Raw genomic sequence first — 12,944 nt, 5'->3', positions numbered from 1 at the left:
ATATTAGGCTAGAATATATCTATATAATATAATTTATGCTTTCTTTCCCGAATAAATCTGAAATATTATTTAAAAAGAATTCTTTTAATCCTGTCATGTCCTCATCCTTATAAATATACTTTCCATAACCAAACTGACCGAATTTAAATTTTCTTATTTCCTCATCCATTGGAAGCATTGTTTTTGGAAAAACATTTAATATATTTTCCTTAGCCCTTTTAGTAAACCTATGAGATATAACCTCAAACTTTATGTTATATCCTGAAAGACTGTTGTGTATATCCTGTAATATAGAATAATATTCATGTTGCCAGTCTTCATATATAAAAACCGGAGCAATTATAAGCCCTATAGGATAACCACTATCAGCAACTCTCTTTGCTGCCATTAATCTTTCATTAAAATTAGGTGTTCTGTGTTCAAATTTTTTTATAACACTATCTGTATTCAAACTAAATCTTATGGTAGTTTTACCATTGTGATTTAGTGGTAAAAGACTATCTATATCTGTATACTTAGTTACAAACCTAAAATAAGCTTTATCCCTTTTTCCAAAATACTCTATACACTCTTTTAGAGCATTACTATAAGGTTCTACCGGTATAGGATCCGATGTTGCTGCTCCTTCAAATATTGTTATTTCAGGTTTTCTTTCATCTATATACTGTGCTGCTTTGTTTAATATTTCATCTGTATTCACATGTATTTTTATATATGGTTTTTTACCCATTTGAGTGTTTAAATAACAATACTCACACATTCCCATACACCCACTTACTATAGGTAGCTGATAATGAGCAGATGGTTTACATGATTCAAATTTTAATGTTTTCCTTACTCCTACCACTAAAGTATTTTTTCCTTCTAAATACTTTTGTATATCATCTCTACCAGGTATTCCAGTTATTCTACCATTTTTAGAATACATTATCTCAACATTTAATTTTTCTTTAAAATCTTTTAATAATTTCTCACCTAATTTATATTCTAATGCCTTTTCTTCGAATATAACTCTTTTAGGAATAAACATACTACTCAACCTCCTTATAGGTAGTATGCTTAAATATGTTTTAATTTATAAAACAAATTTATAAATAGCTTTGGCCACTCCAGATTCATCATTTGTAACTGTCACATAATCAGAGTTTTTCTTTATATAATCCGATGCATTACCCATGGCTATTCCAAGTCCTGCAAACTTTATCATGGATAAATCATTTTCACTATCTCCTATACATATTATATCTTCTCTATTTATACTATAATGTTTTGCTAATATGTTTACAGCCTTTCCTTTAGAAACTCCCTTTTGCATAACTTCAAAATTATTTTCCCAAGAACTTACTACCTCTAGGTCCTCTTCCTTTAACATTTCCATCTTAGCTAGTTTTAATTTATCAATATCCTGATCTATAGCTATACATTTAAGTATTTCTCCCTCATACTCTTTGAAAACATTCTCCCAATTTTCAACTAACTTTATTTTAATTCTCCTATACCTTGGCAAAGTTTCATTCATCCTAGAATAAAATTCAGAAGAATAAACTATTTTTTCAGTAAATATACTATCATAGCTATTAAAATGTGGATAAATATTATATTTTCTTAAAATGTTCATTATTTTATTACAATTGTCATTTCCTAATAAAGATTTGTAAATTACTTTATCTGTATTCTTATCTCTTATATAAGCTCCATTTGATGCTATAACTGGTGTTTTAACTCCTATTAAGTCTGCAAAGTATGCTGCCGATGTAAAAAGTCTTCCTGTACAAACAGCTATTAGAACACCTTTTTCAGTAGCTTTTTTTATAGCTTCTATATTTTCTTCATTAATTACATGTTTACTATTAAGTAAGGTTCCATCCATATCAATACACATCATTTTATACGGCAATTAACAACATCCCTTTCCTCTTTTATTGCTTTATATCTTATTATAACAAAAATTATAAATATTAATTTAAAACATTATGTTAGTTTTATCTATTACAGTATTCTATAATACCTAACGCAATATTTTTTGCCGTAATTTTTAATGCCTTATCCTTATTAAGCTTGTCCCTGTCATCTGGATTAGTTATGAACCCACACTCAACTAAAACACATGGAGATTTACTATATCTTAAAACGGCAATATTCTGCCTATAAATCCCCCTATCATACCATAAACCGCTTTTAGCATTGGAATTTTGTATAGTTTTTGCAAGTTTTATCCTCTCATCTCTTTGATATCCCTTATAATCATAATAATATGTTGATATACCCTTATATTTACTTTCTTTGAATGAATTCACATGAATTGATACAAATATTTCAGGTTTTTCTTTATTTACAATATTACCTATTTCCCTTAATGGAATAAATTTATCCTCATTTCTTGTCATTAAAACTTTATACCCTGCATATTCCAAATAGTTCTTTGTATATTTAGAAATTTTTAAATTTATGTCCTTTTCATATAAACTTCCCATAATAGTTCCCTTGTCTTTCCCACCATGTCCAGCATCAATTACTATTAACTTTTTATTAAAAATAATATTGTCAATATAATTTAAATTCTCCTCATCACCTTCTTCTATTTCCTTATCTTCATCCTCATGCAAAATTTTATCTCCTATTTTATTTTTATCACTATTTTCTTTACTAGCTACCACTACATATGGGTTTTCCTTACTAGCTACCACATTTTTATTACACTTAATATCATAACTTGAAAATAATACCATAATCAAAACAAAAAAAATAGATCCTTTTAAAAATTTTTCTTTATTAGTTATCCTCATAGTACCTCACTATCCTTTTATATAAGATTATTTTTGCGGGTAAAATTCTATATTTAACTGTTAATTACATAATTTAGCTAAAACCTGTTATTTTATATTATACCCGCAATCCATGGTAAAATTACTCAAAAATATTATATCATATTAATTAAACTTTTTACATATAATAGAGATTAATATGTAAAAAATTTACAAACACTATATCTAATTATTCCCTGTTGTTTTTTTATATACTCCTCTATAAACATATAAATAGGTTCTTTAAGTTCACTCTTATAAAGAGTATGATATTTATCACCATAAGTCTCTTCATACACTATATTACATAATTTTATCATACACTCCCTTAAACCAGAATCTTCTATTTTACAATAAAATTCTAATGCCCCCTGATTTTCTGGTTTAATTATATCTAGATATTCTAACCTATGTTTTATATATAAATATAAAGGAATAATACTTTTATCTTCCATAATTTTTCTATGTTTATATTTTAAAAATATTATTTTAAAAATAAATATTAAACCTATAAAAAATATAGCTCCTTTTAAAACATCTAAATTAGAAATATTTATATTTTTTTCTCTATTTAAAACTAATTTTTTATTATTATCCTTATAATTTATAGAGTCTCCATTTGTATTTATCCCTTTTGTTTTTCCCTCTACTTCATGTATATTTACCGTTTCATAAGTTTCCTCTGATGCTGAAGGTACTACATCTAATATAGACCATGTGTCACCTGCTGGAGATATTAATACTTCAGTCCATGCATGAGCATTCTTATTAGTAACTATATATAAACCTTTATCATCCTTAATATATGGCATGTTAAACCCTTCTATATATCTAGCTGGTACCCCTGCAATTCTACACATTATTGTTGCTGCTGTAGCAAAATAAGTACAATATCCTTTTCTTTCTTCAAACAAAAAATAATCTATAAATTCCTTTCCCTCAGGTATATTAGATACATTAAGTGAATACTTATAATTTTTATTTAGATACTCATATATTTTTATTACCTTTTCTCCTGGATTACTTGCATCCTCTGTTATATCCTCAACCAGTTTGTATACCCTATCTGATATATTTTCAGGTATTTGTAGATACTTAACATACTGGTTCTTTTTTTCAGGATATATTCCTTTAAATTTTTTATATTCATAGCTAATTAGATCTGACATAAATTCCTTTTTACATTCTACACTAGTAGATATTACGGAATACTTTCTACTATCATCATAAAATCCTACTGTATATGACTTATTTACTACATTAGATGATATTAAATTATTTTCATCGTTGAAAAATACTTTTCTGCCATTAGAAATAAGCTCTGTAGTATAAAGTGGTGAAAAAAAAGTTGATGTTTTTATATATGTAGGGTAAATAGTTATATACTTAAATCTACCTTCACCTTCTATAGAAAATGTCATACTACCTTTAGGTTTTGGTAAAGTATTTTCTTTATTCATAGATTTATAATTATCTTCACTAATTCTCCAGGAAAACCCATCGTAATAATCTTTACAACTTCCCTTTAAATAATAGGGACTATCGCATTGAACTCTAAATACTTCATTGTTATTTAAATTTATTGGTCCCCCCAACTTTTTATTTAAGTTATTATACCCAGAACTAATAAGACTATAAGAATTATATACATCCTCTTTATTAGGAATAAATCTATTAAAAACCTTTCTTTTAGAATAATCATTAATTTTTCCATATTCTCTTTTAGGTAAAAAACTTTGTATAGAAATTGCAAATATACTTATGATTAATGTATATATTAGTATGCTAGTAAAATTTATTGTTCTATCTGCTCCAATAAAAGAAAAAACTTTTTTTCTTTCAATATAATTATTTGAAATAAATGTAATTATACTCAGTAATATAAAATAAGGAATACACTCTCTTACCTCTTGTACATATCCATAATGCCATAAAAATATAATACTTATTATATTTGAAAATATAACAAAATTTTTATAAATAAACTTATCTATAAAAAATAAGACCATAAACAAAGAAGGAATTACTAACATTAAAAGAAATTTATATTGATAAAAAAAAGTTTGCTGAAAATTATGTATACAATTACCTAATTCAACTATATATTTTGAGTTTATATAAATCATGTGATTAATATATTCCTTACAATAAAACCATATAAATAAAACTATTATTATAGAAGATATAACAAAAACTTTTGAATATATTGTATCTAATATTAAACTATAAAAACAGTATACTATAATACATACTATAATTATTGCAGTAAAAAAAGCATAAGAAAATTTATCTATTTTAAAACATGCCGCCATAAGCTTTATGATAAATAATAGATTTATATAAATTAAAGCAAAACTTTTTAAATCATGTCTTAAATCTTTCATAATATATCCTTTCCTATACAATATATCTGGTAATTTTTCATAAGTATGATATTTTCGTAATACTTTGGGTTTTCAGAAGAATAAAATACCACAAACTTATAACCCATTTTTTTTATATTTATAAAGTTTTTTCTAATTTCATCATTAATTTTAGGAGTAAATATTAATATAGAACTATTACTAGGTATTTCTTTTATCTTATTAAGAATAAAAACATTAAAATCATTTTTTCCTTTACTTTTATTTTCTATAAAGTAATTCATCAAAAGTTGAATTTTACTTTCCCTATCTATAAAAAAATGCTCCTCTTTATTATTGTTTATATAAATATCTATAGTTCCATTTCTACTTTTTATAAATTTTACTAATGATATAGTCATCTCTATTAAATGTTCCTCTATAAACTTATCTTCCTTATAGTTTTCTATATATTTCATATCAAGCAATATAATATATTTATCAGATGATACCTTATCAAAATTTTTAGTATGTAATCCTCCATATTTTGCACTAACTTTCCAATGGATTCTTCTTAGATCATCTCCTGGTCTATATTTTCTAATATCACTTATAGAATAACTATCTATGCCATCTCCCACTTTACATATAGCTAAATCATCAGTATAACCATTTAACATAAATACATTAGTTAAAGCATGAACTTTAGGGTATACATAAAAGTCTATATTTTTTTTAACATTTCTTTTAATTATAATTAAAGATAATATACCTTTAGCACACATATATAAATTGCCAAAATCATATATACCTCTTATATTAAATTTAACTTTACTTTCAAAACTTTTACTACTCTTTGGTTTTAAATCCATTAAATAACCATTATATTTTTCATCCATAGAATATAAAATTTTATTCTTTATTTGAACATAATAAATAGGTAAAACACTACCATTTTTTATGGTAGTCACTACTTTTATCTCATCCCCTGTAGTTCCTACTTCTCTTTCAAATTTTACCTCAATATATATTTTATCCTTAATAATAATTATATATATATAAGATATAATAAACATAAACAGTAAAGTATATAAAATAGAGTAGGCTAAAATACCTCCTATTAAATATGCATATAAAAAGGATATTACAATAAAAAAAATAAATGTCCTATTGATATCTATCATAATATATTCCCTTCTATTTCTGGTACGGATACAGAGTTTAAAACATCTTCTATAATTTCATTTACCTTATAGTTTTGTGCCTTTGCTAATGATGACAATGTAACTCTATGACAAAATACAAGTAAAATATTTTCTTTAATATCTTCTGGTATAACATAATTCCTTCCCTTTATAAAGGCAGATGCTTGACATACCCTTAATAGCGCTAATGATCCCCTAGGACTTACCCCTAAAGATAAATATTTATTATTCCTAGTAGCATTTGATATATTTACAATATATTCATTAATTTTATCTGCTACATATACATCCTTTACTTTCTTTTGTAAATTAACTAAATCACTCCCAGTTGCCACACTAGAAATATCCTCCAAAGGATTATTATTCCTATATAATTTTAACATTTTACTTTCATATTCTTTATTTGGATATCCAACATTTACTTTTATAATAAATCTATCCAACTGTGCCTCTGGAAGAATATAAGTCCCCTCATACTCTATTGGATTTTGGGTAGCCAGGACTATAAATGGCTCCCTTAATTTATAGGTTATATTACCTTCTGATACCTGTTTTTCTTCCATAACTTCTAATAATGCAGATTGAGTTTTAGGTGATGTTCTATTTATTTCATCAGCCAAAACTATATTGGAAAATATAGGTCCTTTTATAAACTCAAATTCTCCATTTTTTTGATTGTATATAGATACACCTAAAATATCTGATGGTAGCAAATCAGGAGTAAACTGAATTCTTTTGTATGATAAACTAAAAGTTTTAGCTAAAGCTTTTACCAAAGTTGTTTTTCCAACACCTGGGACATCCTCTATTAATACATGCCCATCTGCTAATATCCCTTTTAATATATTAAAAATTTCCAATTCTTTACCTATTATAACCTTCTCTATATTATAAATTATTTCTCTTATTAAAGTTTCCTGCATAAATAACACCTCTTCTTTAATTATGATACTTTTTACTAATTATATAACATAAAAAAGAAAGCATGTAGTGTTTATCCTTATCTCACCACATGCTTATCTATTATATTTGCTTTTTTCCTATCATTTTTTTACTTTATCTTTAGGAGTTTGTTGTGTAGGTTTTTCTTTATTTTTCTCATCTTTATTAGTGTCATCTTTTTTATTATCATCTTTATCTGGTTTTTTATTTTTCGTATCCTCTGGTTTAGGATCAGGTTTTTTAGCCCCTACTTTGGCTAAACCCTCTACTGGTCTATAAAAATCATCAGAAATAAGTTCTTGATTTATAATCTTTCCATTCTCTAAAGTATTTTTATAAACTCTTACTTTATATCCCGTATATGCATTTTGTATAATCTCTTCCTTTCCCTCTGGAAGACTAGAATCATTTTCAGTTTTCATATTAGCATTTATAGTTTCATAAACCTCATTCCAAATAGTATAGGTTTTTTTATTCAACTCTGAATTAGAATATAAATTAAATATTAAAGTACTCCCATTTGCAATTCCTTCAATATAAATAGGATATGGAAGTGTATTTTTAAATTTATAATCTATATTCCCCCAATCCACTGTAGCATCTCTTCCAAGTGGTACATAACTTGATGGTAAAGTATGATGAGTTCTTTCTGTAGGCTTTATATTACCTAGTAAAATAGTATTATATAACGTTGATGATACCTGACAAATTCCTCCACCTAAGCCTGAATCCACTTGATTTCCAACTATAACCGATGCAGACTGATATCCTCTTTCCTCTGTTCTTTCTCCTACAATTTTATTGAAACTAAAAATTTCTCCAGGCATTAAAACAGTACCATTTATACTTTTTGTACAAATTTCAATATTATTAGCCCTTTGAGATGAAGATATAGATCCATAATCTGTATAAAATGTAGATATTAATGAATTTATAGATGAAATTTTGTCTGAGGTTACTTTAGGAGTAACTTCTTCAATATGAGCTTGTACTTCTACATCCTTACTAGCATCTCCATTCATGCTATTTTGTATATCCTTTTGAAGTTTATCTTTATCTAACTTTTTACCATATTTATGTTTAATTAAATTAATCTTTCCAGATTCATTATTAATGGATGCATTAACAGGCTCTTTGTTAACCTGTTTAGCTATATCATCTATAAATCTTTTTACTACCTCTTTATCATAGGAAAATCCTGTGCCTATACATTTGTCATCAGGATCAACTATGATTTTATACTTACTAAAAATATTTAAGTCTTTCCCATAATTAAAAGCTTCCTCTAATGCCTTATCTAAATTATACTTAATATTTAACTTAGAAAATTCTAATGAAAAACTTTTATTATCAGTGTTCACTACTATTTTTCTATTTGGAAGTTTATCTACATACTGATCCATTAATAATTTTTTAGCTTCTTTTAAAGATTTTCCTGATAAATCTACATTCTCGATTCTAGTTCCGGGATAAAACAAATTACTATACTTCTTTACAGACCTATGCATATAACTCATACCAGCAACTGTAACCCCTAGTAAGATGGCACCTGTTATAATTACACCAATTATAATTTTCCTTTTGTTGAATTTTTTACTTGTTTTTTCTACCATAAGCATCACCTCTTCAACTTACACTTATTAATTATACTATAAATACTCCTTAATACAATCATCGTAAAATTATTCTAACATTAAACTTTTTACTATGATAAAATAAGAATAAATATAGATATGAAGGGGGTTTACACATGAATTATAATATATCAGAAATCAAAAAATACTTAAAAAATATATTATCTATTGCCAGTCCAAGTGGCTTTACAGAAGAAATAATTGATTATCTAAAAAAAGAATTAGATAATCTAAAAGTATCTTACCAAGTTACAAATAAAGGTGCCCTATTAGTTACACTACCTGGAGAAAACCATACCAATAAAAGGGTTTTTTCTGCTCACGTAGATACATTAGGAGCCATGGTAAAAACCATAAAATCTTCAGGTTGTCTTTCTATAACTCCTCTAGGGGGATTTATGATGAATTCCATCGAAGGAGAGAATTGCTTAATTAAAACCTTAAATGGTAAAACATATTCCGGAACTATTCAAACTATAAAACCTTCAGTTCATATAAGTGGAGATGATGCTCGTAACCTTAAAAGAATAGATGAAAACATGGAAATAATATTAGATGAAAAAGTATTTTCCAAAGAAGATACCAAATCCCTTGGAATAGAAGTAGGTGATTTTGTTTGCTTTGATGCTAGAACGGTATTTACAAACAGCGGATTTGTTAAAAGTAGACATTTAGATGATAAAGCTAGCGTAGCCATACTCCTTTACACAATTAAATATATAAAAGAAAATTCTATTAAATTACCCTATACCACTTGTTTCTATATAAGTAACTATGAAGAAGTAGGTCATGGAGCATCCTCCTCCATTCCTAGTAACACGAAAGAATTTATATCTGTAGACATGGGAGCTCCAGGGCTTGATCAAAATTCTTCCGAATACGCAGTATGTATATGTGCTAAAGATTCCTCTGGGCCCTATGATTTATCCTTGAGAAAAAAATTAGTTGATTTATGTGTCAAAAATAACATAGATTATAAAATTGACATATACCCTCACTATGGTTCAGATGCTTCTGCTGCACTACGAGCGGGATGGGATTTAAAGACTGGTTTAATAGGTACAGGTGTATTTTCATCCCATGGTTATGAAAGAACCCATATGGATGGAATAACCGCTACATTAGACTTGATTATTAAATATTGCCAGACTGAATAAAAAATAACTCACAGTGTTTTAAACACTGTGAGTTATTTTATTACATATTATTTTGTCCATAATTAGTATTATAGTACTCTATCATCTTTTGGGCATCTTCTACACTTAATAGATGTACATGTCCTAATACCTTAGCATATAGATATATTTTTGAGGTCTTTTCAATTATCATTGCTGCCTTATAAGCATCCTCTAAAGTTTTCCCTATACCTACTGCTCCATGGTTCTTCATTAAAGTACCATTTCTGTCACTTAATGCTTCAACTATATAATCTGCTAACTTATCTGTGCCAGGTAGTGCATACTTTGCAACCCTTAGATCACCCCCTAAATGCTGAACCATATCCTCTACTATCATAGGTATACTTACTCCAGCTACAGCAAAAGCAGTAGCAAATGTACTATGGGTATGAATTATAGCATTTATCTCTTCTCTTTCTTCGTATATTCTCATATGCATTTTAAGTTCAGAAGTTGGTTTTCTTATTCCCTCTACTATACTTCCTTCCTCATCCAATACTATCAAGTCATTAATAGTAGTTTTTTCATATTCCATTCCAGATGGAGTTACTATATACAAACTCTTTCCATCTGTATCTTTTACTCTCAAACTCAAATTCCCCCATGTACCAACAATTAATTTTTCATTATATAACTTTAATGATACTTCTACTAATTGCTCTTTTTCAGATTCAAACATTTCTATCCCCCCATAAATTATATAAACTCATTCTTAAGCTAAATAGATTTTATGGTTAATTATACCACTATATTTTATTTTTCACAGATTTATTCTTCATTATTATCAAATATACAATCATAATATATCATTTTCTTTTCTTTAGCTATTTCCTTACCGGATTCATAGGATAAGTTAGGAAATACACCCTTTAAGCTCTTACTATTTCTTTCCCCATTAATAAACTCTATAGCCCTATTTAACATATTTGTAGCCATATTTACCCCATTAACATATAATTCATCTACACTCTCATTATGAACTTCATTTTTATCACAAGGATGAACCCACTTTCTATGTTTCATATTTAGATAATCTATATTCTTATTTTCATCGTTATATATTGATGCAGTTAGCTTTAATGGTTTTTTTATAATTTTTTGCAATTTATATAAAAGTTTATACTTTTTTTTACTAGGATCAACTACTAATTTAAACATTTTTCCCATGCCATTATAACAGTATAAGATTAAATCTTTTCCTATATCTATATCATAAATATTATGAATTCCATTATAGTAAAATTGTTGTATAGCATCTATTATTTTTTTATGAAAAAGAATTTCTTCATAAATAGGTGTCTCATATGCATTAAGTCCCATTTCTCTAAATAGATTAATGGATCCAATATTAGTCTCTAACCTTTTATGATACACATCGTATTTTTTAGTATGTGATCTTTCTTTATTATACACTCCACCAAAATAATATATATATGGATGAATACTTATATCTAAAGCATAATGAGTTATAAATCCCATAAGGTAGGTAAATATTATATTAAAACTTTCATCTTCTTTTTTACCTTTAGCCCATTTTATATTATATATTATAAAGTCACCTGTTTTAGAAGTATGTAATAACTCTCCTAAATTTTTTAGCTTCTTTCGCCTATTAGGAAATAAAGTTAAGTAATAAGTAAATAAGTCTGGTCCTTGGGCCGCTAAATTAAAAATTTTAATATTTTTCTCTATAATTCTTTTATACTCGTTATTATCTATGCGATTTAGAACATCTTTTGCTCCAAGAATATGAGTCCATGCATCTGGCATATTTATCCCCTCTTTATTTCAGAATATATGCTTATATTTCTCATATATAGTTTATATTATTCAATACCATAACAATAAAAAAACACCCTCAATATTTGTATTATTACATTGAAAGTGTTTTTTTAATAAACATAATTCTAATATTTAAAGGAGAATTTAGATCCTCTATAAATCCTAGAACTAATTATGAAAGGTTCTAGCCAGCTTCATATTAAGTCTATGAAGTATTAAAGTGTGAGTGAGGATGCATTATTCGTAATTTACCAATCTCCTGAAGATCCTCCGCCTCCAGAAGATCCTCCTCCAAAGCCGCCAAAGCCGCCTCCACTGCTTCCTCCACCGAAACCGCCAAAACCTCCGCCTCCACCTTTTGGGCCTCCTCTCCCGTTAAAGAAGGAACTCCAAAATATAAAGGAGAAAATTTGTTTTGTAACCCTACCTCTATTTAAAATATTATCTAAAACAAATAAGGCTATAATTATACCTACTATTCCCTTCCCAGCTAAGGAATTTTCTTTATTGTTGGTTTTAGGTACATTAACTGGTTTATTTTTATCTAATTTTACATCATATTCTTTAGCTATAGCATCTGCAAAAGCGGAATAACTATCTTTTATTCCCTTATCATACTCCTTATTTTTAAACGCTGGTTTAAATAAAGTTTCCATAACCCTATCACTATATACATCTGTTACAGCTCCCTCTAAACCATACCCTACTTCTACTCTTCTTTTTCTTTCTTTTAAAGATACTAGTACAAGTAATCCATTATCCTTTCCCTTTTGCCCTATTTTCCAATCATTAAATAGTTCATTAGCATAAGATTCCACATCATTGTCTTGTAAGGAATCTATTATTACAACTACAGCCTGGGCTCCTGTTTTATCCTCTAACTCTTTACCAACAGATACTACATATTCTTTAGTCTTATCACTTAGAGTATTAGTATAATCATTTACATATTTTAAGTCCGTCTTCTTAGGCATATTAATTTCAGCTTTAACAGGGAAAACAGAAAATATCAATATGAATATCAATATTCCTAAAAAACTTTTTACCTTTTTCATTA

11 protein-coding genes are annotated in these 12,944 nt (G+C 27.1%); 1 reads left to right on the top strand and 10 read right to left on the bottom strand.

Translation table 11 applies throughout. The features are described from left to right. Window positions 1-19: 19 nt before the first annotated feature. From splB to EJL03_RS07855, 7 genes are all read right to left on the bottom strand, one after another. Window positions 20-1,039, bottom strand: a complete 1,020-nt coding sequence (gene splB, locus EJL03_RS07885; RefSeq protein WP_206427353.1) for a spore photoproduct lyase — start codon at window positions 1,037-1,039, stop codon at window positions 20-22. A gap of 36 nt (window positions 1,040-1,075) precedes the next feature. Further along, window positions 1,076-1,897, bottom strand: a complete 822-nt coding sequence (locus EJL03_RS07880) for a Cof-type HAD-IIB family hydrolase (RefSeq protein ID WP_125153424.1) — start codon at window positions 1,895-1,897, stop codon at window positions 1,076-1,078. A gap of 85 nt (window positions 1,898-1,982) precedes the next feature. After that, window positions 1,983-2,786, bottom strand: coding sequence for an N-acetylmuramoyl-L-alanine amidase family protein (locus EJL03_RS07875; RefSeq protein ID WP_125153423.1), 804 nt, complete (start codon window positions 2,784-2,786; stop codon window positions 1,983-1,985). 173 nt (window positions 2,787-2,959) lie between these two features. Beyond that, window positions 2,960-5,188, bottom strand: a complete 2,229-nt coding sequence (locus tag EJL03_RS07870) for a transglutaminase-like domain-containing protein (protein WP_125153422.1) — start codon at window positions 5,186-5,188, stop codon at window positions 2,960-2,962. Then, the gene (locus EJL03_RS07865; RefSeq protein ID WP_125153421.1) at window positions 5,185-6,330 is read right to left on the bottom strand and encodes a DUF58 domain-containing protein; all 1,146 of its coding nucleotides are present in this window, start codon (window positions 6,328-6,330) and stop codon (window positions 5,185-5,187) included. The genes EJL03_RS07870 and EJL03_RS07865 overlap by 4 nt, the downstream gene beginning before the upstream one ends. Further along, the gene (locus EJL03_RS07860; RefSeq protein WP_125153420.1) at window positions 6,327-7,274 is read right to left on the bottom strand and encodes an AAA family ATPase; all 948 of its coding nucleotides are present in this window, start codon (window positions 7,272-7,274) and stop codon (window positions 6,327-6,329) included. The genes EJL03_RS07865 and EJL03_RS07860 overlap by 4 nt, the downstream gene beginning before the upstream one ends. 120 nt (window positions 7,275-7,394) lie before the next feature. After that, window positions 7,395-8,906: a VanW family protein gene (locus EJL03_RS07855; RefSeq protein ID WP_125153419.1), complete on the bottom strand. Its 1,512-nt coding sequence runs from the start codon at window positions 8,904-8,906 to the stop codon at window positions 7,395-7,397. A 137-nt stretch (window positions 8,907-9,043) separates the two neighbouring features. Here EJL03_RS07855 and EJL03_RS07850 point away from each other — a divergent pair, with 137 nt between their 5' ends. After that, entirely contained in the window at window positions 9,044-10,084 is a 1,041-nt protein-coding gene (locus tag EJL03_RS07850; protein WP_125153418.1) for a M42 family metallopeptidase, read from the top strand. Between the two features lie 40 nt (window positions 10,085-10,124). On the opposite strand, the gene EJL03_RS07845 is transcribed toward EJL03_RS07850, so the two are convergent. The 3 genes from EJL03_RS07845 to EJL03_RS07835 all read right to left on the bottom strand — a co-directional run bounded on the left by EJL03_RS07845 (window position 10,125) and on the right by EJL03_RS07835 (window position 12,942). Continuing rightward, window positions 10,125-10,784 carry a class II aldolase/adducin family protein gene (locus EJL03_RS07845; protein WP_125153417.1) on the bottom strand — a complete coding sequence of 220 codons (660 nt, stop codon included), beginning with the start codon at window positions 10,782-10,784 and terminating at the stop codon, window positions 10,125-10,127. 89 nt (window positions 10,785-10,873) lie between these two features. Further along, window positions 10,874-11,875: a zinc dependent phospholipase C family protein gene (locus tag EJL03_RS07840; protein WP_125153416.1), complete on the bottom strand. Its 1,002-nt coding sequence runs from the start codon at window positions 11,873-11,875 to the stop codon at window positions 10,874-10,876. A 260-nt stretch (window positions 11,876-12,135) separates the two neighbouring features. After that, entirely contained in the window at window positions 12,136-12,942 is an 807-nt protein-coding gene (locus EJL03_RS07835) for a TPM domain-containing protein (RefSeq protein ID WP_125153415.1), read from the bottom strand. Window positions 12,943-12,944 lie beyond the last annotated feature (2 nt).

The sequence above is a fragment of the Clostridium rectalis genome, from assembly GCF_900626095.1.
Classification (GTDB): domain Bacteria; phylum Bacillota; class Clostridia; order Clostridiales; family Clostridiaceae; genus Clostridium_AS; species Clostridium_AS rectalis.
Note: the sequence above shows the minus strand (reverse complement) of the source record. Positions and strands in the feature narration are given on the sequence as shown.